The sequence below is a fragment of the Mycobacterium sp. URHD0025 genome, assembly GCF_000426065.1.
In the GTDB taxonomy this organism is placed as follows: Bacteria; Actinomycetota; Actinomycetes; order Mycobacteriales; family Mycobacteriaceae; genus Mycobacterium.
The window spans coordinates 94,099-113,789 of record NZ_AUEQ01000019.1; the positions used below are offsets into that span (position 1 = coordinate 94,099).

Annotated in this window: 21 protein-coding genes and 1 riboswitch; of the genes, 11 read left to right on the top strand and 10 right to left on the bottom strand. The window is 66.6% G+C overall.

Annotated elements, in window-relative coordinates:
- The first annotated feature begins 129 nt into the window (after nt 1–129).
- From H977_RS0126840 to H977_RS33995, 7 genes are all read left to right on the top strand, one after another.
- A complete protein-coding gene (locus H977_RS0126840; RefSeq protein WP_029110758.1) occupies nt 130–3,012 on the top strand; it encodes a Na+/H+ antiporter subunit A in 2,883 nt (960 codons plus the stop codon).
- Nucleotides 3,009–3,485, top strand: a complete 477-nt coding sequence (locus tag H977_RS0126845; RefSeq protein WP_029110759.1) for a Na(+)/H(+) antiporter subunit C — start codon at nt 3,009–3,011, stop codon at nt 3,483–3,485. The genes H977_RS0126840 and H977_RS0126845 overlap by 4 nt, the downstream gene beginning before the upstream one ends.
- Nucleotides 3,482–5,080 carry a Na+/H+ antiporter subunit D gene (locus tag H977_RS0126850; RefSeq protein ID WP_029110760.1) on the top strand — a complete coding sequence of 533 codons (1,599 nt, stop codon included), beginning with the start codon at nt 3,482–3,484 and terminating at the stop codon, nt 5,078–5,080. The genes H977_RS0126845 and H977_RS0126850 overlap by 4 nt, the downstream gene beginning before the upstream one ends.
- Nucleotides 5,081–5,176: 96 nt before the next feature.
- Complete coding sequence (locus H977_RS0126855) at nt 5,177–5,716, top strand: Na+/H+ antiporter subunit E (RefSeq protein WP_029110761.1); 540 nt, start codon at nt 5,177–5,179, stop codon at nt 5,714–5,716.
- Nucleotides 5,713–6,006: a monovalent cation/H+ antiporter complex subunit F gene (locus H977_RS0126860; protein WP_029110762.1), complete on the top strand. Its 294-nt coding sequence runs from the start codon at nt 5,713–5,715 to the stop codon at nt 6,004–6,006. The genes H977_RS0126855 and H977_RS0126860 overlap by 4 nt, the downstream gene beginning before the upstream one ends.
- On the top strand, nt 6,003–6,356 hold the full coding sequence (mnhG, locus tag H977_RS0126865) for a monovalent cation/H(+) antiporter subunit G (RefSeq protein WP_029110763.1): 354 nt from the start codon (nt 6,003–6,005) through the stop codon (nt 6,354–6,356). Before H977_RS0126860 ends, mnhG begins: the two co-directional genes overlap by 4 nt.
- Complete coding sequence (locus H977_RS33995; protein WP_036477347.1) at nt 6,343–7,257, top strand: SAM-dependent methyltransferase; 915 nt, start codon at nt 6,343–6,345, stop codon at nt 7,255–7,257. The genes mnhG and H977_RS33995 overlap by 14 nt, the downstream gene beginning before the upstream one ends.
- A 28-nt stretch (nt 7,258–7,285) precedes the next feature.
- On the opposite strand, the gene H977_RS0126875 is transcribed toward H977_RS33995, so the two are convergent.
- The 7 genes from H977_RS0126875 to napA all read right to left on the bottom strand — a co-directional run bounded on the left by H977_RS0126875 (nt 7,286) and on the right by napA (nt 11,927).
- Complete coding sequence (locus H977_RS0126875) at nt 7,286–8,089, bottom strand: alpha/beta fold hydrolase (RefSeq protein ID WP_029110764.1); 804 nt, start codon at nt 8,087–8,089, stop codon at nt 7,286–7,288.
- 18 nt (nt 8,090–8,107) lie between these two features.
- On the bottom strand, nt 8,108–8,734 hold the full coding sequence (locus H977_RS0126880; protein ID WP_029110765.1) for an LON peptidase substrate-binding domain-containing protein: 627 nt from the start codon (nt 8,732–8,734) through the stop codon (nt 8,108–8,110).
- Between the two features lie 90 nt (nt 8,735–8,824).
- Nucleotides 8,825–9,253 carry a hypothetical protein gene (locus H977_RS0126885; RefSeq protein ID WP_036477350.1) on the bottom strand — a complete coding sequence of 143 codons (429 nt, stop codon included), beginning with the start codon at nt 9,251–9,253 and terminating at the stop codon, nt 8,825–8,827.
- Between the two features lie 11 nt (nt 9,254–9,264).
- A complete protein-coding gene (locus tag H977_RS0126890) occupies nt 9,265–10,419 on the bottom strand; it encodes a glutamate--cysteine ligase (protein WP_196808332.1) in 1,155 nt (384 codons plus the stop codon).
- Nucleotides 10,376–11,086 (bottom strand): superoxide dismutase[Cu-Zn], encoded by a 711-nt coding sequence (sodC, locus tag H977_RS0126895; RefSeq protein ID WP_029110768.1) that lies wholly within the window; start codon nt 11,084–11,086, stop codon nt 10,376–10,378. Before sodC ends, H977_RS0126890 begins: the two co-directional genes overlap by 44 nt.
- Before the next feature lie 10 nt (nt 11,087–11,096).
- Nucleotides 11,097–11,567: a LytR C-terminal domain-containing protein gene (locus H977_RS0126900; protein WP_029110769.1), complete on the bottom strand. Its 471-nt coding sequence runs from the start codon at nt 11,565–11,567 to the stop codon at nt 11,097–11,099.
- Nucleotides 11,568–11,615: 48 nt separating this feature from the next.
- The gene (gene napA / locus H977_RS0126905; protein ID WP_029110770.1) at nt 11,616–11,927 is read right to left on the bottom strand and encodes a nucleoid-associated protein NapA; all 312 of its coding nucleotides are present in this window, start codon (nt 11,925–11,927) and stop codon (nt 11,616–11,618) included.
- Nucleotides 11,928–12,065: 138 nt separating this feature from the next.
- Between napA and H977_RS0126910 the strand changes: the two genes are divergently transcribed.
- Genes H977_RS0126910 through H977_RS0126920 form a run of 3 tightly spaced genes read left to right on the top strand, consistent with a single transcriptional unit; the run spans nt 12,066 to nt 14,413 of the window.
- Complete coding sequence (locus H977_RS0126910; protein ID WP_029110771.1) at nt 12,066–12,659, top strand: peptide deformylase; 594 nt, start codon at nt 12,066–12,068, stop codon at nt 12,657–12,659.
- A 12-nt stretch (nt 12,660–12,671) separates the two neighbouring features.
- On the top strand, nt 12,672–13,583 hold the full coding sequence (locus tag H977_RS0126915; RefSeq protein WP_029110772.1) for an N-acetylglutamate synthase, CG3035 family: 912 nt from the start codon (nt 12,672–12,674) through the stop codon (nt 13,581–13,583).
- 17 nt (nt 13,584–13,600) lie between these two features.
- Nucleotides 13,601–14,413: an exodeoxyribonuclease III gene (locus H977_RS0126920; RefSeq protein WP_029110773.1), complete on the top strand. Its 813-nt coding sequence runs from the start codon at nt 13,601–13,603 to the stop codon at nt 14,411–14,413.
- A 94-nt stretch (nt 14,414–14,507) separates the two neighbouring features.
- Here H977_RS0126920 and H977_RS0126925 read toward each other — a convergent pair whose 3' ends face one another.
- The 3 genes from H977_RS0126925 to H977_RS0126935 form a co-directional block, all read right to left on the bottom strand.
- On the bottom strand, nt 14,508–15,245 hold the full coding sequence (locus tag H977_RS0126925; protein WP_029110774.1) for an LOG family protein: 738 nt from the start codon (nt 15,243–15,245) through the stop codon (nt 14,508–14,510).
- On the bottom strand, nt 15,242–15,883 hold the full coding sequence (locus H977_RS0126930) for a class I SAM-dependent methyltransferase (RefSeq protein WP_029110775.1): 642 nt from the start codon (nt 15,881–15,883) through the stop codon (nt 15,242–15,244). The genes H977_RS0126925 and H977_RS0126930 overlap by 4 nt, the downstream gene beginning before the upstream one ends.
- Before the next feature lie 84 nt (nt 15,884–15,967).
- Nucleotides 15,968–17,725, bottom strand: coding sequence for an MFS transporter (locus H977_RS0126935; protein WP_029110776.1), 1,758 nt, complete (start codon nt 17,723–17,725; stop codon nt 15,968–15,970).
- Nucleotides 17,726–17,954: 229 nt separating this feature from the next.
- A riboswitch (TPP riboswitch) is annotated at nt 17,955–18,063 on the top strand.
- Between H977_RS0126935 and thiC the strand changes: the two genes are divergently transcribed.
- Complete coding sequence (thiC, locus tag H977_RS0126940; protein WP_029110777.1) at nt 18,054–19,685, top strand: phosphomethylpyrimidine synthase ThiC; 1,632 nt, start codon at nt 18,054–18,056, stop codon at nt 19,683–19,685. It overlaps the preceding riboswitch by 10 nt.
- Nucleotides 19,686–19,691 lie beyond the last annotated feature (6 nt).

The following is a 19,691-nucleotide window of genomic DNA, read 5'->3' on the forward strand; positions in this document are numbered from 1 at the left end:
TCTGCAGGCTGATGGTAACGACAACGGCCCACGTAGAATGGGGTTACAGCTATAGCCACTCATGCCGATGCTCTTCGCGCAAGCGCTCATCGGTAGCCGACACCCCGACCCCAACCCGATCGGAGTGCCATGCTCGCCGTTTTGCTCGCCCACGCGGTCGCCACCGCGCTGGCGCCGCTTCTGGTGGCCAAATGGGGACGGATGGCGTTCTATCCACTCGCGCTGGTCCCCTTGGGTTCTCTGGGCTGGGTCGCGTCGAACTGGCCCAGCGATGACCGTGTTCCCACCCTGAACATCCCGTGGGTCGACGAGCTGTCGATGGACATCACGCTGCGGTTCGACTCTCTCGCGGCGATCATGAGCGTGCTGGTGCTGGCCATCGGCGCTTTGGTGTTGTTCTACTGCGCCGAGTACTTCCATCACCACGACGGAAAGATCGAGAAACGCCTGCCCAGCTTCGCCGCCGAGTTGGTGGCGTTCTCCGGCGCCATGTTCGGCTTGGTCATCAGCGACAACATGCTGGTGCTCTACATCTTCTGGGAAACCACGACGGTGCTGTCGTTCCTGCTGGTCGGCCACTACGCCGAGCGGGCCACCAGTCGCCGGGCCGCCACCCAGGCCCTGTTGGTGACCACGTTCGGCGGCCTGGCCATGCTGGTCGGCATCGTCGTGCTGGGCAATCTGGCCGGCACCTACCTGCTGTCGGAGTTGATCGCGGCGCCGCCCGGCGGGACGGCCGCCGCGGTCGGGGTGGCGCTGATCCTCGTCGGCGCCCTGTCGAAGTCGGCTATCGTGCCGCTGCACTTCTGGCTGCCGGGCGCGATGGCCGCCCCCACTCCGGTGAGCGCCTATCTGCACGCCGCGGCCATGGTGAAGGCCGGCGTCTACCTGGTGGCGCGGATGACGCCCGGGTTTGCCGACACCACGCTGTGGCGACCCATGGTGGTGGGCCTCGGGCTGGTCACCATGCTGTTGGCCGGTTGGCGCGCGGTCCGTGAGTACGACCTCAAACTGATCCTGGCGTTCGGCACGGTCAGCCAGCTGGGCCTGATCACCGTCATGGTCGGCGCGGGTGGCAGCGACATGATGCTGGCCGGGCTGGCCATGCTGTGTGCGCACGCGATGTTCAAGGCGGCGCTGTTCATGGTTGTCGGCGTCATCGACCACGCCACCGGTACCCGCGACATCCGGCGACTGGCCGGGCTGGGCCGCCGGCATCGACCGCTTTTCATCATCGCCATCGGAGCCACCGCCAGCATGGCGGCCCTACCGCCGTTCTTCGGGTTCGTCGCCAAGGAAGCCGACCTGGAAACCGTGGCCCACAGCCCCGCGCTCGGCGCCGCGGCGCCGTATGTGTTGGCCTGCATCGTGATCGGATCGGTGTTCACCACCATCTACAGCCTGCGGTTCATGTGGGGCGCCTTCGCCGGCAAGGGATTGCCGGACCCCAGCGCACGGGTGGCCGAAATGCACCGCCCCCCAGCGACTTTCCTGGTCGCGCCGGCGGTCCTGGCCGCTGCCGGTCTGCTGTTCGGCCTGTGGCCGGCCGGTTTGGATTCGGTGCTCGACGAGTATGCCGACACGATGCCCGGCGGGTCCGGCTATCACCTGGCGTTGTGGCACGGGTTGGGCGTGCCGCTGTTGTTGTCGGCGTTGGTCCTCGTCGCGGGCACCGTGGCGTTCCTGGTCCGCCGCCGATTGCCGCGGACCCGCTTCGCCTACCAACCGCTGGGCAACGCCGACCGCATGTACGACGCCACCATCCGTGGGCTGGACGTACTTTCGCTGCGCCTCACCGGTTCGACCCAGCGCGGCTCACTGCCGGCCACCCAGTCGGTGATCCTGTGCACGTTGGTGGCACTGCCGATTGCGACGCTGGCGCTCGGGACGCGGGACCGGCCCGATTTCGCCTTGTGGGACACGCCGCTTCAGGTGGTGGTCGGGTTGCTGATGCTGGCCGCCGCGATCGGTGCGATCGTGATGCGCAACCGCCTGGCCGCGGTGCTGCTGGTCGGCGTGACCGGTTACGGGTGCGGCGCCATCTTCGCCTTCCATGGCGCGCCTGACCTGGCGCTCACCCAATTCCTGGTCGAGACACTGGTTTTGGTGATCTTCGTGCTGGTACTCCGGATATTGCCGGCCGAGGCCGACGCCACCAACATCAAGCGCAACCGCCTGCCGCGCATCCTGCTGGCACTCTCCGTGGGCGCGGCCGTCACCACCCTGGCCGTGTACGCGATGGCGGCGCGCACCGGCGCGGGCATCGCCGAGCTGCTGCCGGACGCCGCCTACTACCGCGGCCAGGGCGCCAACACCGTCAATGTCCTGTTGGTCGACATCCGCGCCTGGGACACCATGGGCGAGATCATGGTGCTGCTGGTGGCCGCGACCGGTGTCGCCTCGTTGGTGTTCCGGAACCGCCGGTTCGGCGCGGCGCCGAGGGTCAGCACGGCCGCCGGGCAACCCGACATCGGACCGGTCGGCGCCTACAGCCCGGCCATCGGCGACGTGACGTGGTTGCGGGGTTCGGAGATGCGCGATCCGCGGTACCGGTCACTGGTGCTGGAAGTCGCGACGCGGGTGATCTTCCCGCTCATCATGGTGCTGTCCATCTACTTCTTCTTCGCCGGGCACAACACCCCGGGCGGTGGTTTCGCGGGCGGGCTGACCGCCGGTTTGGCGTTGGTGCTGCGGTATCTGGCCGGTGGCCGCTACGAGCTCGGTGAGACACTGCCGCTGGACGCGGGCAAGATCCTCGGCACCGGGCTGGGATTGTCGGCCGGCACGGCCGTCACCTCGATCCTGCTCGGCGCGCCGGCGCTGTCCTCGGCGGTGTTGCAGTTCGATCTTCCGGTATTCGGTCACGTCAAGCTCGTGACCGCGCTGTTCTTCGACCTCGGCGTGTATCTCATCGTGGTCGGCCTGGTGCTCGATGTGTTGCGCAGCCTCGGTGCGCGGGTGGACGTGGAGACGGCCACGGAACCCCGGACTTCGAAGGCGGTGGCGCGATGACGACCTTCCTGATCCCGCTGATCATCATCGGCGGCCTGACCAGTACCGGGGTGTATCTGCTGCTCGAGCGCACGCTCACACGAATGCTGTTGGGCCTCTTGCTGATCGGCAACGCGGTCAACCTGCTGATCCTCACGGTCGGCGGTGTGGGCGGCAATCCGCCTATCCGCGGGCGCACCAGCAACGGCTCCACCACCACGGCGGATCCACTGGCTCAGGGCATGATCCTGACGGCCATCGTCATCAGCATGGGCATCGCGGCGTTCGTCCTGGCCCTGGCCTACCGGTCCTATCGGCTGACCACAATCGAGGAGGTCAGCAACGACCCCGAGGACACGCGCGTCTCGCAGCAGGCCGGCGCCGAGGACCTCGAGTCCAGCTCAGACGAGGACATTCCCCAAGCCGACGTCCGCCTCGACACCGACGCCCCCGACGAACTCGACGCGCTGCCCGGATTCGAGGGTTCGAAATGACGGCCCAGGCGTTGATCCCGCTGCCCGTGCTCATCCCGGCGCTGGCTGCCGCGGCGACCCTCGTCGCGGGACGTCGGCCGCGGTTGCAGCGAGTGATCACCCAGATCGCCCTGGCGGCCGTCGTCGCGGTGTGCGCGGCGCTGGTGTACCTGGCCGATCGCGACGGCACGCTGGTGCTGCATGTCGGCGGCTGGGGTCAGAGCGTGCCGGGGATGGGCCCGTTGGGGATCAGTCTGGTGGTGGACCGGCTCTCGGCCCTGATGCTGCTGGTGTCCTCGATCGTGCTGCTGGCGGTGGTCGCCTACGCCATCGGGCAGGGTATCCGCGACGGCGACGAACGCCAGCCGGTGTCGATCTTCATGCCCACCTACCTGGTGCTGTCAGCCGGGGTGTGCACGGCGTTTTTGGCCGGGGACCTGTTCAACCTGTTCGTGGGTTTCGAGGTGCTGCTGTCCGCGAGCTTCGTGTTGCTGACCATCGGTGCCAGTGAGGAGCGGGTCCGGGCCGGCATCTCCTATGTGATGGTGTCGATGGTGTCGTCGCTGATATTCTTGATCGGCATCGCGCTGGTCTACGCGGCCACCGGGACGCTGAACCTGGCCGAGTTGGCCGTACGCCTCGACGATGTGCCCGCCGGTACCCGCAACGCGCTGTTCTCGGTGCTGCTGGTGGCGTTCGGCATCAAGGCCGCGGTGTTCCCGCTGTCGGCGTGGTTGCCCGACTCGTATCCGACGGCGCCGGCTCCGGTCACCGCTGTGTTCGCCGGCTTGCTGACGAAAGTCGGTGTGTACGCAATCATCCGGGCCCATGCGTTGCTGTTCCCCGGTGGCAGCCTGGATTCGGTGCTGCTGGTGGCCGGGCTGCTCACGATGGTGATCGGCATCCTGGGTGCCATCGCGCAGAGCGACATCAAGCGACTGCTGTCGTTCACGTTGGTCAGCCACATCGGCTACATGGTGTTCGGCGTCGCGCTGGGCAATCAGTTGGGCATGTCGGGTGCGATCTACTACGTCGCGCACCACATCGTCGTGCAGACGACGCTGTTCCTGGTGGTCGGGCTGATCGAGCGCCAGGCCGGCGCGTCCACCCTCAACAGGCTGGGCGGTCTGGCCGCGGCCAGCCCGGTACTGGCCTTCGTGTTCGTCGTCCCCGCCCTCAATCTTGGTGGTATCCCGCCATTTTCGGGCTTCATCGGAAAGGTGGCACTCATGGAGGCCGGTGCCGCGAACGGATCGGCCCTGGCCTGGACGCTGGTCGCCGGCGGCGTCGTCACCAGCCTGCTGACCCTGTACGTGGTGGCGCGGGTGTGGACCAAGGCGTTCTGGCGGGCCCGCGCCGACGCGCCCGAAGGGCATCTGGCCGCGGCGGCGCCGGCGGCCTTGCTCGACGACTCCGAGGACATCGAGTTCGCCGATCGTGACAGCGTGGGACGTATGCCGGTCGGGATGCTGATACCGACGGCCGCGCTGATCGCGGTGGGGTTGATGCTGACCATCGCGGCAGGCCCGATCTTCGGCTACGCCGAACGCTCGGCCGCCGAGGTGCTCGACCGCGGGGAGTACATCTCGGCCGTGTTGGGAGGTTCGTCCCGCTGATGAGCGCTTGCGCGAAGAGGAGACCGGCCCGATGATGAGCGCTTGCGCGAAGAGGAGACCGGCCCGATGAGCGCTTCGCCGGACAAGCGGCCACAGGTGCGGCACACGGCTCTGCGGATCTGGCTGCTGTGCTTCCTGATGATGGTCTGGGTTCTGCTGTGGGGCCACATCTCGGTGGCCAATATGGTCAGCGGCCTCGTGGTCGCCGTGGTCATCACGGTCCTGCTGCCACTGCCCTCGGTGCCGGTCGAAGGCAGGCTCCATCTGCTGTCATTGCTCAAACTTGTTGCGCTGGTGGGCTATTACCTGGTGCTGTCGTCCTTTCAGGTGGCCTGGATGGCGATCCGGCCGGGTCCGCCACCACTGGTCGCCGTGCTGCGCGCACACCTGGCGCTGAAGTCGGATCTGGTCCTGGCGCTCGCGGTGAACATCTTCAACCTGATCCCCGGCTCGATCGTGCTGGAGATCGACCAGGCCCGCCGGATTCTCTACATTCACCTCATCGACGTCGGCTCGGACAGCACGGTGCAGCGGTTCTACCGTCAGGTGGACCAGGTCGAACGGCTGCTGGTGGCGGCGTTCGAGCGGGACAGCGATTGGCAACCGTCGGCCGAGCGGGAGGCGGGAAACACATGACGACCATCTGGATCATCGCCGCGGTGATGCTGACCGCGGCAGCTGCGATCACCATGTTCCGTGTGCTTGCCGGGCCGAGTACGTTGGACCGCCTGGTCGCGCTGGACACCCTGATCGCGGTGACGATGTGCGGTATCGGCACGTGGGCGGCGTTCAGCCTCGATGCCACCGTCACCTACAGCTTGACCGCGCTGGCGTTGATCAGCTTCGTCGGCTCGGTGAGTGTGGCCCGCTTCCGGGTTCCCGACACCGATGATCCGCGGCCGCGATCCCGCCGGGGGCAGCGATGAACGTTCTCGACATCATCACGGCCGTACTGGTTCTCAGTGGGTCGACGCTGGCGTTGACGGCCGCGATCGGCGTGGTGCGTTTTCCCGACACGTTGTCGCGCATGCATGCGGCCACCAAGCCGCAGGTGCTCGGTCTGCTGCTGGTGCTGGCGGGCGCGGCGATCCGGCTGCGCGGTCACGCCGATGTCGGCATGGTGATCCTCACGGGGTTGTTCACGTTGATCACCGCACCGGTGGTGGCCAACCGGGTCGGGCAACTCGCCTATCGGGAGCAGACCATCCGCGATGATCTGCTGACCCGCGACGAGATGGCGGAGTTCGGGCAGACTGAGAACGATGGCCAGAACTGACGACGACAGCTGGGACATCACCGAGAGCGTGGGTGCCACCGCGCTCGCGGTGGCGATGGCCCGCGCGAACGAGACCGCCTCGGATTCCCCGTTGTTCACCGATCCGTGTGCACAGATGTTCCTGGATGCCGCGGCAGCACAGGGCTGGCGTCCGCCCACCGGCGCGATGGCCCAGCGGATTCGCGCCATTGGCAATTACGCCGCGTCGCGGACCAAGTGGTTCGACGAGTTCTTCGTGGCCGCAGGTGCCGCGGGTATCCGCCAGTCGGTGATCCTGGCGGCCGGGCTCGACGCCCGCGCCTGGCGGTTGCCGTGGATCCACGACAGCGTGGTGTTCGAGATCGACCAGCCGCAGGTGCTTCGGTTCAAGGAGGAGGTCCTGACCGCTCACCGGGTCGCGCCGAAGGCCCGGCATGTCGCCGTCGGCGTCGACCTGCGTCAGGATTGGCCGAAGGCGTTGCGGGAGGCAGGTTTCGACCCTGCCGAGCCGACAGCGTGGTCGGTCGAAGGCTTGCTGCCGTATCTGCCCGCCAACGCGCAGGATCTGTTGTTCGAGCGCATCACCGAGTTGTCGGCACGGGACAGCCGGATCGCGGTCGAGGCGTTCAGCGCCGGGTTCTTCTCAGAAGATCATCTGGCGCGCCGCCGTGAGCACATCGAGAAGATGCGGGCCCAGGCTGCCGAGACGGGCGATGACATGCCGGACCCGGAGCGCCTGTGGTTCATCGAGGACCGCGCCTACGTGCCCGATTGGCTGAGCGAACGCTGTTGGGATGTGGCGGCGCTGCCGTCCGACGACCTCATGGCTCGCTACCACCGGCCCCTGCCTGCCGACACCACCGAGGGCACCATGTCCACCGAGTTCGTCGAAGGTGTCTTCACCGAATCAGTTTCTGGGTGAAGCCCTGCACGTTCGCCGGTGCGACGCGTCACACGGTGGCAAAGAAGCTCTGCAGCGCCTCGGCAATACGTTCGGGCACCATGGCGGTGGCGAAGTGGGACTGGTCGGACCAAACGACTCGCTCAGCGTGTGAGAGTACCGCCGCGAGGCGGTCCATTCCTTCCGGAAGAGGTGGCCAACTCAGGCCGCCCTGCATGAGCAACACCGGCACGGTGATGGCCGCCCACCGGTCGACGTCACGTCCGTCATGGGCCATCGCTTCCATGTCTGCACCGGCAGACAGGGTGGTGATCCGGCCCGCCTCTTCGCTTTCGACGTCGAACGAGGCCGCCTCCACCAGTTCAGAAGGAACGCAGGCAACCTCGCGGGCGAAAAGCTCCAGCGCCTCCGAATAACGAGCTTCGGTACACAGCCGCCGGTAGCGGTCCAGGACCGGCAACAGGTGCGCGCCGGACAACAACAGGGGCGGCTCGAACAGCGCCAGAGAAGCGATGCGTTCGGAGTCGGCGACCGCAGCGTGAAGGGCGACTGTCGCCCCGAAGGATCCGCCGACGACGTGCGCGCCCGTTCCGGATGCATCGGTGACCGACCTCAGCACGCACTCCAGATCCGCGGCCTCCACCGCGAAACTGTTGGGCGTCGCGCCAACTGCGCTCGGTGGGTGGTTTCGGCGCGCATACCGCACGACCTGGTGACCGGACAGGCGTCGCCCGATGTCGGCCCAGGAATCCAGACCGCCGTTGGACCCGTGCACGAAGACCACCGGAGCTCCGGTTCCTGTCGTCTCCAAGGCCAGATCGGTGCCGTCCGAGGTTGTCAGCACAGAAGCCATACTCTGAGTATTCCGCGGTCAGTCCGAGAGCTGGAACTCCACCATCGCGGTGACGGAATCCACGGCCTCGCTGAGCACCTCGACACGGGCCGCGTCCGACGGCGCGGCCAACAATGAATAGCGGTCAGCCTGCCCCATGGGTAGCCGAGTGGCCAAGGCGTACAAGCGGTTCCCCGGGTCGACACCGGCGGATTCCACGATCTCGCGGCTGCGGATCGGCGTGCCGCGGGCCTCCCCGATCAGGTCGAGCAGCGCCACCATCCGGTCTTCGACGTCGCTGAGGCGGGCGGTATCCACCGGGTCGCCCGGTTCATCGGGCCACAGTTCGATCTCGGCGCGCGGATACGGATCGTCGTCGAGCCAGCGCTGAACCCGAATACGCTCACCCATCACACACAGCAGCCGGTACTTGCCGACCCCGATCTCCTGGCAGTCGACGATGTTGGCCAGCGCGCCGACGTCACACCGGCGGTCACCGCCGCCCACCTCGCGACCGGCCGAGATCAGAACCACCCCGAAAGACGGCTCCGACATGGCCATACAGTCGTTCACCATGGCCACATAGCGCGGTTCGAAGATCCGCAGCGGCAGTTCCTGACCTGGCAGCATCGCCACTTCGAGGGGAAACATCGGTGAGACCGTCATTCGGCCAGGATCGTCCTCGCCTCCGGTTTGGTCAATGAGCACGAGCCGGCAACCTCGCGGTGCACTACAAAGCAATTCATCCCAGGGATGTCAGCCCGGCACCTTTTTGTTGATCGCATCGACCACGGTGGCGTCCCGGTCGGCCAGTGTGCACATGGCTCCGATGAACGACGTCCAGATGTAGGGATTCTTCTTCATCCCCGCGTAGCCGTTCTTCACCAGCAACTCGACCATGCCGAGCTGGCCGTCCTCGTCCATCGACGAGTACTCGCGACACGTGGTCGACATCCCGTTGGGCGGTGGGGTGCCGGCTTTGCCGCTGGTGCCCGGAGACGGGAAAGCCGGGATCGACGGCGCCGCCGTACCACTGGGCCGGCGCGTGGTCGTCGGAGTGGAGGAGATCCCGGTCTGATCGGGATCGCCCATCGGCGTTCCGGCGGTGACGGAACTGCAGCCCGAGAGTGCGAAGCCCGCCACGACAAGCCCCGCCACGACAAGCCCCGCCCCGATCCGCCGCACAGCCCTCGTCCTCACAGTCGGAGCTCGCCGACCAGGGCGTCCACGACCTCGCGCAGGTCGCCGTCATTCTCCTCGGCCACCCGGCGCTGCCGTTGATACGAGCCGCCTCCGCGGTAGATGTCGATCACCGCGGCGAGCTCGTCGGAGCATCCCAGCGATTTGGCAACCGGCTCAAGGTGATTCAGCAATTCGTCGAGATCTTCGGTGACCAACCGCTCATTGCTGTCCGCATCCAGGATGATCACGGCGTCCAGGCCGTAGCGGGCCGCCCGCCACTTGTTCTCCTGCACATGCCATGGCGGCATGGTGGGCAACTGCTCACCCGCGTCGAGCCGACGATCCAGATCGACGATCAGGCAGTGGGTCAGCGCGACGAGCGCACCGAGCTCGCGCACATTCGACACCCCATCGAAGATCCGCACCTCGATGGTGCCCAGCTGAGGCGAAGGCCGGACGTCCCAACGAATCTCGTTGAGATGATCGATGATGCCAGTCTTCTTCTGATCGTGGACGAAACCCTCGAACTCTGGCCAGGTCTGGAATTGGAACGGCAGACCGGCGGTGGGCAACTGCTGGAACATCATCGCGCGGTTGCTGGCATATCCGGTGTCCTCACCATCCCAGAACGGTGAGGACGCCGACAGCGCAAGCAGATGCGGGTACTGGTTGAGCAGCGAGGAGATGATCGGCATCACCTTGTGCGCCGAGGAGATGCCGACGTGCACATGCACACCCCAGATCAGCATCTGCCGACCCCACCACTGGGTGCGCTTGATCAGCTCGGCATACCGCGGCGCGTCGGTCAGCTGTTGCGCCGACCATTTCGCGAACGGATGGGTGCCCGCGCAGAACAGTTCCATGCCGCGCTCGTGCACGATCTTGCGCACGGGCCCGAGCGTGCCGCGCAGGTCATCCATCGCCTCGCCGGTGTTCTCACAGATTCCGGTGACGATCTCGATGGTGTTGCGCAGCAATTCCTTGTGCACGTGCGGGCTCTCGCCGACCTCGGCGATCACCTCGGCGGCGCCGTTGCTCAGATCACGAGTGTCGGCGTCGACGAGAGCGAACTCCCATTCGACGCCGACAGTGGGCCGGGGCGACCCGGCGAAATCGATACGGCTGTCAGCCGGCGCCGATAACACCGCACGCCACCCGACTTCCGGCATCGCCGGTCGCCAAGGTCGCCTGATCGGGTCCGGGTGCACCGCCCACCACCTGCTGGTACTTCTCCGGCGGGATGTTGGCGAAGTTGTCGGCCTTCTCGTGGATGACGATCGCGGTCTTGGCGCCGCCCAACAGATCCGCGGCGGTGAACGCGTCGGTGGTGGTCACCAGCTTGCCCGAACCGTCGGCGCGGACCTGCAACGAACTCAGGTCGCCGCTGGAGGGATGTCCGCTGTGACCGGCGACCTGGAAATGGCCTCCGGCGGAGTTGAAGTCGCCGGGCGCGCCGCCGGTCGGGGCCACCGAGTTGGCCTCACACTTGCCGACCGAGTGGATGTGCAGACCGTGGAATCCCGGAGCCAGCTTGCCCGGAGCGGTGGTCTCGACGGTGACGGTGGCGAAGCCGTCGGCGAACTGGAAGTCGGCGGTTGCCACGGACGTCCCGTCGGCGGTCTTCAGCTCTGCTGTGAGGGTCTCTCCGCCGGTGGTGGCCGGAGCACCGTGCCCGCCGCCGTGCTCACCGGGAGCGGCCGAGGGCGAAGGCGATCCGGTCCAGATCGCCGGGGTGGTGCCGGGCGTGTCGGACGGCACCTGTCCGGGCGGACTGCAGGCGCTCAGCGCGACAACGGGGGCAGCGAACAGAGTGGCAACACTGACGGACTTCAGCATGGCCCAAAGCCTAGCCGGTTACTACCACGATCACGCCCGGTGGTTGCTCGAGAAGTTCTGGACGCCGGGGCTCGACGGGCGCCTGGATCGCCTTGCCCACGGCTTCGGCGGCTTCCTTCTCGCCCGACGTCTCACCGAAGAACACCGTGGTGCCGGCAACGCCTTCCAGCGTCAGGTTGCCGGTCTCGGTGACATTCCAGTGCGCCTCACGCAACCGGTTGGCCGTGGTCTCGGCCGCGCCGGGTACATCGGAGATGTTGTACACCCGCACGTCGGCCTTGGCCTCTGATGCGGGTGCGGCCTTCGCCGATGTCTTCGTGGTGGTGGTCGCAGACGTGGTGGCCACAGGCGACGACTGATCCGATGAGTCGTCGTCGGAGCCGAGCGCCTGGAAACCGACCAGCAGGAACACGACCCCGAGGAACAACAGCACCATCACCATGGCGCGCAGGGGTAGCCCGGAGGAGTCTCGCTGATTCATCGCCACCACTGTATCGAGCGAACCGCCCGATCCCTCACCGCGTGACCTTTAGGTAGTGATATCGAAGCCGAGCCGCCGCGCGGCCCGTGCCTTCTGACGGCTCGCGCGCATCCGACGCAGCCGCTTGACCAGCATCGGGTCGGCGGCCAACGCCTCAGGACGGTCGACCAGCGCGTTGAGCACCTGGTAGTACCGCGTGGCCGACATCGAGAACAGCTCTTTGATCGCGTCTTCCTTGCTGCCGGCGTACTTCCACCATTGGCGTTCGAAGGCCAAAATATCGTGCTCGCGCCGGGTGAGCCCATCGCTCAGGTCAGAGTCGTCCCCGGATTGCTCAGTCCGCGCCATGGCGCCGTCCATATTGCTCCCTGGACCCTTCCGACACTTGAGAAATTACATCGCTGTGGTTCGGCGCTTATTCAACCACGGCTTGCTGGCTCGACGTGACACATAAACCCGCGAGTCGGGTGAGAAGGCCTGCCCACTTAAGCTTCCCCCATGGCCGTCGTACCGATCTGCATCGTCGGAGATCCCGTTCTGCACACCCCGACCGAGCCGGTGCCGGTCGGCCCGGACGGGTCACTCCCGGCAGACCTGCCCGAACTCATCCAGACCATGTTCGACACCATGGACGCCGCCAACGGGGTTGGCTTGGCCGCCAACCAGATCGGCGTGGCCAAGCGGTTGTTCGTCTACGACTGCGCCCCGACGCGCGGCCAGACCACGCGCCGCCGCGGGGTCGTCATCAACCCCGTTTTGGAGACCTCCGAGATTCCCGAGACGATGCCGGACCCTGACGACGACGAGGAAGGCTGCCTGTCCGTACCGGGCGAGAATTTCCCGACCGGCCGGGCCGACTGGGCGCGGGTCACCGGGCTCGACGCCGACGGTTCACCGGTCGTTCTGGAGGGCACCGACTTGTTTGCCCGGATGCTGCAGCACGAGACCGGGCACCTCGACGGGTTCCTGTATATCGATCGGCTCGTGGGCCGGCACGCGCGCGCCGCCAAGAAGACCGTCAAGCGCAACGGCTGGGGCGTGCCCGGCCTGTCCTGGATGCCGGGCGAGGTTCCCGACCCGTTCGGCCACTGAGGCCAGGCACCGATGCCTGAGCTGCCCGCTCCAGGTGCCCGGGTCAGCCTGCGTTACCGGCTGCCGGCCGGCTCGCCCAAGCCACTCACCGACGTCATCGGGCACCTGGAGCGCCTGGAACCGGCGGTGCTGCTCCGCACCAAGGCCGGCGAACTCGTCGAGGTCGATCCGGCCGATGTCGTCAGCGTCCGCGAGTTGTCGCACGTCCCGGTGCGGGCCTCCGAGATCCGCACGCTGGAACACGCGGCGGCACTGGCGTGGCCCGGCGTCGAGCAGCAGTGGCTGGGCGGCTGGCTGCTGCGCGCCGGGCACGGAGTCACCAGTCGCGCCAATTCGGCCATCCCGCTGGATGTCTCGGCACAGCTCTCCGATTTGTCCGCGGTGCACGACTGGTATCGCGCACGCACTCTGCCGACCTGGCTGGCCCTGCCCGAGAGGCTGCTGCCGGTACGCAATCCCGGCATCAAGCCGGCCCGGGTGATGGTGCGCGAGTTACCCGCCGCGCCGGCGCAGCCCCCGGCCTCGAGCGTCACGCTGGCGCAGCAACCGGACACGCAATGGCTCGGGATCTACGAGCGCGAGGTCCCCGTCGATGTCCTGACCGCCGTGGTGGACGGGACGCTCATCTTCGCGACGGTGTCCGGTTGCGCGGTCGGCCGCGGCGCTGTGACGAGGGCCCCTGACGGCACGGCCTGGCTGGGCATCTCGTCGGTCCGGGTCTCGCCCGCTCATCGCAGGCAGGGCCATGCCCGTGCGGTGTGCGAGGCGCTGATGGCCTGGGGCGTGGGGGCCGGTGCCGGGCAGGCGTACGTCCAGGTGGAGGTCGACAACCACGCGGCCATCGCGCTGTACAGGTCGCTGGGTTTCCGGCTGCACCACCAAACCCGTTATGTCGCGGCCGAGGAAGTCCTCGGTTCGCGCTGACCGTAACCTCTAATCTCATGCGCCTGGCCACCTGGAACGTCAACTCGATCCGAACCCGAGCGGACCGCGTCGTCGACTGGCTCGAGCGTGCCGATGTCGACGTGCTGGCCATGCAGGAGACAAAGTGCACCGACGCGCAGTTCCCGATGATGCCGTTCGCGGCACTGGGCTACGAAGTCGCGCACATCGGGCTCAACCAGTGGAACGGCGTCGCCATCGCCTCACGCGTCGGCCTCGACGACATCGAGATCGGGTTTCCGGGGCAACCCACCTGGAGCAGCAAGCCTGAGGAGGAGGCCACCGCCGAGGCCCGCGCTCTGGGCGCGACCTGCGGCGGAGTACGCGTGTGGAGCCTGTACGTGCCCAACGGCCGGACCCTGGCGGATCCGCACTACACCTACAAGCTGGATTGGCTTGCCGCCCTGCGCGATACCGCTGAGAACTGGCTCAAGCAAGATCCGGAGCAGCCCATCGCGCTGGTCGGCGATTGGAACATCGCCCCCAAGGACGAAGATGTCTGGGACATGGCCGCGTTCAACGGCAGCACCCATGTGTCAGAACCCGAGCGCGCCGCCTTCCAGGCCATGCACGACGCCCAATTCACCGACGTGGTGCGGTCTTTCACGCCCGGCCCGGGAATTTACACGTATTGGGATTACACGCAGCTGGCATTCCAGAAGCGCCGCGGCATGCGCATCGACTTCATCCTCGGCTCCCCCGGCCTGGCCTCGCGCGTCACGAATGCCGAGATCGTGAAGGACGAACGCCGCCCCAAGAAGGGCACCACCGCACCCAGCGATCATGCGCCGGTTGTGGTCGAACTGAGCTGAGCTATCCGGCTGACTCTGCGCCCAAGGCGCGAAAGTGTGAGTAGGCCACGCCCTGGGCGCAGTATCAACGGCCTAACAGCAGCGACTCCTCCGGCTATGACGCAGACGCAGCGATGATGTCCACGGCTTCTGCCACGCTGTCGGTGCAGTGGAGCAGCGCCAACTCCGATTCGGAGATCTTTCCGCCGGGCAGCATGGTGTTGCGGATCCAGTCGATCAGCCCCGACCAGTAGTCGACGCCCAGCAGGATGATCGGAAACTCGGTGACCTTACGGGTCTGAACAAGGGTCAGCGCCTCGAACAGTTCGTCGAGGGTGCCGAATCCGCCCGGCAGGCAAACGAATGCCTGCGCATACTTGACGAACATGGTCTTGCGGACGAAGAAGTAGCGGAAGTTGATGCCGAGATCGACCCAGTGGTTCAAGTGCTGCTCGAAGGGCAGTTCGATACCGAGCCCCACGGAGTAGCCGCCGGACTCGCTGGCCCCGCGGTTGACCGCCTCCATCGAGCCCGGACCGCCCCCGGTGATCACCGCATAGCCCGCGCGCACCAGCGCGATGCCCAGTTCCTCGCCCAATCGGTACTCCGGCGAATGCGGAACCGTGCGGGCCGATCCGAAAACCGTGACAGCCTTCGGCATCTCGGCCAGAGCATCGAAACCGTCGACGAATTCGCCCTGGATGCGCATCACTCGCCACGGATCGCTGTGGACCCAATCGGTGGGGCCGCGCCGGCCCAGCAGGCGCTGGTCGGCGGTCGAGGTGGCGCAGCGGTCCCGGCGCAGTTGCACCGAACCGCGGATCTGGAGCGGAGTGTCGTCGTTCTCGGTCATGCGGGTTTGACGCCCACGGTGATGACGTCGGAGATCGGCGTCCACCCTTGCCGGCGCACCCGGTGTTGTTCGGCCACAGCAAATCCGGCCGCCTCGAAGAGCGCGCGCATCTCCTTCTCGGTGGGACTGTGCGCGGGCGCACCCAGGTCCGCCGACAAAGCGTGCAGCGGCAGGAAGGTCCGACGTGGGCTCATCGTCGTCACCGCCACCATGCCGCCGGGTGCCAGTGCCCGGTAGAACTCCGCGAGCGCGGCGGGTTGGTCGAAGAAGTGAAACGCGGAGGTGGTCACGACGGCGTCGAGAAAGCCGTCTTGGAAGGGCAGTTGTTCGGCCGGGGCCGACATCCACCGCACCCGGTCGGAACGCTTGCCGGCCTGGGCCAGCATGCCCTCGGACATGTCCAGGCCGTAGACCTCGTCGGGGCGCAGTTCCCGCTCGATGCGGTCGGCCAGGATGCCGGTGCCGCAGGCGATATCGGCGATCGCACGGGCACCGCGCTGCTGCAGTTGGTCGATCACCTCGTCCTGGGCGGGTCGGTACACCCACCGCTGAAGACAACCCTGGTCGTAGGCGGGCGCGGCGAAACTCCAGAAGCGCGTGATGGCGTCGTTGAACCCGCGGCGCTGTGTGGTGGTCACGAGCCCGAGTGTAGGTGGGACCTCCGCCCCTCAGGCCTCGTTGTCGGCTCCCGCCTCTCAGGCCTCGTTGTCGGCTCCCGCCTCTCAGGCCTCGTTGTCGGCTCCCGCCTCCGTCCCATAGCGGCCCGCGCTGAACATCGACGCCACCGCACCGATCACCATCATCACCGCCGCTGCGGTGAACACCACCGTCAGCCCGGAATGGAACGGTTCGGTGATGAGCTGTGGGAAGAACGTCTGCCCGGTGATGACGTCCGCGTTCACGCCGGGCTGGTGCAGCGCGTCGGACGGCGCGAGCAGTTCTGCCATCGGGTTGTAACCGAGGAAGGCCGCGAACAGACTGCCGACCGGGGGCAGGTTGGCCACATCGTTGGCCACCGATGCCGAAACACCTTGCTGAGTCAGGCCGGTGGTCAACGCCGCGGGCAGTGTGTTGGCCAGCCCGACGATCATCAGGGAGAAGAAGATGCCGATGGACAGCGAGTTCCCGGCGTTGAAGAAGGTGGACCGCACACCGGAGGCCGCACCGCGCTGATCGGCCGGAACGCTGGACATGATGGCGGCGGTGTTCGGTGCCGTGAAGATGCCGCCGCCCAGGCCGTTGAGGAACACCAGGATCGCGAACACCCAGTAGTCGAAGTTGACCGGGATGAGCAGGAGCGCCACGAAGGTGGCCGCCATCAGCAGCATGCCGCCCACGGTCAGCGGGCGTGCACCGATGCGATCGGAGAGCGATCCGGCGATCGGTGCGGCGACCAGGAATCCGACGGTGACCGGCAACAGGTAGATGCCGGCCCACAAGGGGGTGGACTCGAAGCTGTAGCCGTGCAGCGGAAGCCAGATGCCCTGCAACCAGATGATGAGCATGAACTGCAGCCCACCGCGGCCCACCGAGGACATCAGGCCGGCCAGGTTGCCCATCCCGAAGGCCGCCGATTTGAACAATCGGATGTCGACCATGGGCGACGACACCTTCGATTCGACGACGCAGAACGCCACCAGCAACAGCAGGCCGACGGCGATGGAGCCCAGCACCCACGGGCTGGTCCAGCCGGTGGTCGAGTCGCCGTAGGGCTGGATGCCGTAGGTGATGCCGATCAGCAGCACCGTCAGGCCCAGCCCGAAGGTCAGCGTGCCGGCCCAGTCGAGCCGTCCGGCGGTGCGGACACCGAGTTCCTTGAGTGAGCGGTAGCTCCAGATCGTGCCGATGACGCCGATCGGCACGCCCACCCAGAAGACGGCCTTCCAGTGCCACTCGGACAGGAAGCCGCCGATGAGCAACCCGAGGAACGACCCGGCGACCGCGGCCACCATGTTGGTGCCGAGCGCCATCCCGCGCTGGTTGGCGGGGAACGCGTCGGTGAGGATCGCCGACGACGACGCCATCAGCATCGCGCCGCCGACACCCTGAACGACGCGCCAGCCGATCAGCCAGATCGCGCCGCCACCGAGCTGGAACGGATCGAAAGACAGCGCGATCGCGGCCAGGGTGAAGACCACGAAGCCGAGGTTGTAGATGCGAACCCGGCCGTACATGTCGCCGAGACGCCCGAACGGCACGACGAGCACCGCGGTCACCACGAGGTAGCCCATCAGCATCCACAGCAGATAGCTGACGTTGCCGGGGGCCAGCGGGTTCAGGCCGATGCCGCGGAAGATCGCGGGCAGCGAGATCAGCACGATGGAGGCGTTGATCGAGGCCAGCAGGATGCCCAACGTGGTGTTGGACAGCACCACCCACTTGTAGAACGGGTGATCGTGATCCACCCGTTTGCGCCGGTCAGCGGTCTGGGCCTGGGCAGCGTCGACGCCGCCGGCCGCGTTCGTCATCTCAGTCGTCATACCGTCTTCGCTCTGGTCGAAATCGAGGGACCGACACGGCCCAACATGTTCAAAACACATATATTAGCTATACAAATCATGTGACGGCAATCCGAGTGGTCGTCGGATCGCGCGATCGCCGATATCCACGTCAGGGCCACAGACCGGCGCGGCCCTCCGCCCGGGTGTCGAAAACTGCGGGCTCCGGGGTTCCGAACCGCGCAACGTCTGCGCTAGGTTGGGCCCTGCAAACCACACACGCGGGAGTGCGCACGAGCGCGCTGAGAGGACGGGTACGCCCGTCGACCGTACGAACCTGACCGGGTAATGCCGGCGTAGGGAGATTTTCATGAGCAGTTCTGTCTTTGACGGCTTTACCGACGCATCTGTGACCACGGGTCCGATCACCGGTAGCACCAAGGTCTATCGCGAGATCGACCATGACGGCGCGGCGTTGCGGGTGCCGTTCCGCCGGGTGAACCTCACCAACTCCGAGCACCTCGACCTGCATGACACCTCGGGCCCGTACACCGACGACGATGCGACGATCGACCTGAACGCCGGCCTGGCGCCGCGTGCCGGAATTCACAAAGATCGCGGTACCCAGCTGCAAAGGGCCCGGGCCGGCGAAATCACCGCCGAGATGGCGTATATCGCTGAGCGCGAAGGTGTTTCGCCCGAACTCGTCCGTGATGAGGTCGCCCGCGGCCGGGCAGTCATCCCCGCCAACCACAACCATCCGGAGAGCGAGCCGATGATCATCGGCAAGGCGTTCGCCGTGAAAGTCAATGCCAACATCGGCAATTCGGCGGTCACCTCGTCGATCGGCGAGGAGGTCGACAAGATGGTGTGGGCCACCCGGTGGGGCGCCGACACCATCATGGACCTGTCCACCGGCAAGGACATCCACCAGACGCGGGAGTGGATCCTGCGCAACTCCCCGGTCCCGGTCGGCACCGTGCCGATCTACCAGGCGCTGGAGAAGGTCAACGGCGATCCCACCGAATTGACGTGGGAAATGTACCGCGACACCGTGATCGAGCAGTGCGAGCAGGGCGTCGACTACATGACCGTGCACGCCGGAGTGCTGCTGCGCTACATCCCGCTGACCGTCAACCGGGTCACCGGCATCGTGTCGCGGGGCGGGTCCATCATGGCGGCCTGGTGTCTGGCGCATCACACGGAGTCCTTCCTCTACACCCATTTCGAGGACCTGTGCGAGATCCTGGCCCGCTACGACGTGACGTTCTCCCTGGGCGACGGGCTGCGGCCCGGGTCGATCGCCGACGCCAACGACGAGGCCCAGTTCGCCGAACTGCGCACTCTGGGTGAACTCACCAAGATCGCGAAATCCCATGGCGTGCAGGTGATGATCGAGGGCCCGGGCCACGTCCCCATGCACAAGATCGTCGAGAACGTGCGGCTGGAAGAAGAGCTCTGCGAAGAAGCACCGTTCTACACGCTGGGCCCGCTGGCCACGGACATCGCACCGGCCTATGACCACATCACCTCGGCCATCGGTGCGGCCATCATCGCCCAGGCCGGCACCGCGATGTTGTGTTACGTCACGCCCAAGGAACACCTGGGTCTGCCTGACCGCAAGGACGTCAAGGACGGCGTGATCGCCTACAAGATCGCCGCGCACGCGGCCGATTTGGCCAAGCAGCATCCACGGGCGCAAGAAAGAGACGACGCGCTGTCGAAGGCGCGGTTCGAGTTCCGGTGGCACGATCAGTTCGCGTTGTCCCTGGATCCCGATACCGCCCGCGAGTTCCACGACGAGACACTGCCGGCCGAACCGGCCAAGACCGCGCATTTCTGTTCGATGTGCGGTCCCAAGTTCTGCTCGATGCGGATCACGCAGGATATTCGCGACGCCTACCCCGACGGCGTTCCCGACGAGATCGCGCAGGGCATGGCCGCCAAGTCTCAGGAGTTCGCCGACCACGGCAACCGCGTGTATCTACCCTTGACCTCGTGAGGCCAC

Bases quoted from the DNA above. Each gene is read 5' to 3' on its own strand.
- thiC (WP_029110777.1), top strand. From the start codon at position 18,054: ATGAGCAGTTCTGTCTTTGACGGCTTTACCGACGCATCTGTGACCACG.
- H977_RS0126910 (WP_029110771.1), top strand. From the start codon at position 12,066: ATGGCCGTCGTACCGATCTGCATCGTCGGAGATCCCGTTCTGCACACC.
- H977_RS33995 (WP_036477347.1), top strand. From the start codon at position 6,343: ATGGCCAGAACTGACGACGACAGCTGGGACATCACCGAGAGCGTGGGT.
- H977_RS0126935 (WP_029110776.1), bottom strand. From the start codon at position 17,725: ATGACGACTGAGATGACGAACGCGGCCGGCGGCGTCGACGCTGCCCAG.
- H977_RS0126880 (WP_029110765.1), bottom strand. From the start codon at position 8,734: ATGACGGTCTCACCGATGTTTCCCCTCGAAGTGGCGATGCTGCCAGGT.
- mnhG (WP_029110763.1), top strand. From the start codon at position 6,003: ATGAACGTTCTCGACATCATCACGGCCGTACTGGTTCTCAGTGGGTCG.
- H977_RS0126875 (WP_029110764.1), bottom strand. From the start codon at position 8,089: ATGGCTTCTGTGCTGACAACCTCGGACGGCACCGATCTGGCCTTGGAG.
- H977_RS0126890 (WP_196808332.1), bottom strand. From the start codon at position 10,419: ATGCCGGAAGTCGGGTGGCGTGCGGTGTTATCGGCGCCGGCTGACAGC.
- H977_RS0126900 (WP_029110769.1), bottom strand. From the start codon at position 11,567: ATGAATCAGCGAGACTCCTCCGGGCTACCCCTGCGCGCCATGGTGATG.
- H977_RS0126850 (WP_029110760.1), top strand. From the start codon at position 3,482: ATGACGGCCCAGGCGTTGATCCCGCTGCCCGTGCTCATCCCGGCGCTG.
- H977_RS0126845 (WP_029110759.1), top strand. From the start codon at position 3,009: ATGACGACCTTCCTGATCCCGCTGATCATCATCGGCGGCCTGACCAGT.
- sodC (WP_029110768.1), bottom strand. From the start codon at position 11,086: ATGCTGAAGTCCGTCAGTGTTGCCACTCTGTTCGCTGCCCCCGTTGTC.
- napA (WP_029110770.1), bottom strand. From the start codon at position 11,927: ATGGACGGCGCCATGGCGCGGACTGAGCAATCCGGGGACGACTCTGAC.
- H977_RS0126860 (WP_029110762.1), top strand. From the start codon at position 5,713: ATGACGACCATCTGGATCATCGCCGCGGTGATGCTGACCGCGGCAGCT.
- H977_RS0126925 (WP_029110774.1), bottom strand. From the start codon at position 15,245: ATGACCGAGAACGACGACACTCCGCTCCAGATCCGCGGTTCGGTGCAA.
- H977_RS0126920 (WP_029110773.1), top strand. From the start codon at position 13,601: ATGCGCCTGGCCACCTGGAACGTCAACTCGATCCGAACCCGAGCGGAC.
- H977_RS0126840 (WP_029110758.1), top strand. From the start codon at position 130: ATGCTCGCCGTTTTGCTCGCCCACGCGGTCGCCACCGCGCTGGCGCCG.
- H977_RS0126915 (WP_029110772.1), top strand. From the start codon at position 12,672: ATGCCTGAGCTGCCCGCTCCAGGTGCCCGGGTCAGCCTGCGTTACCGG.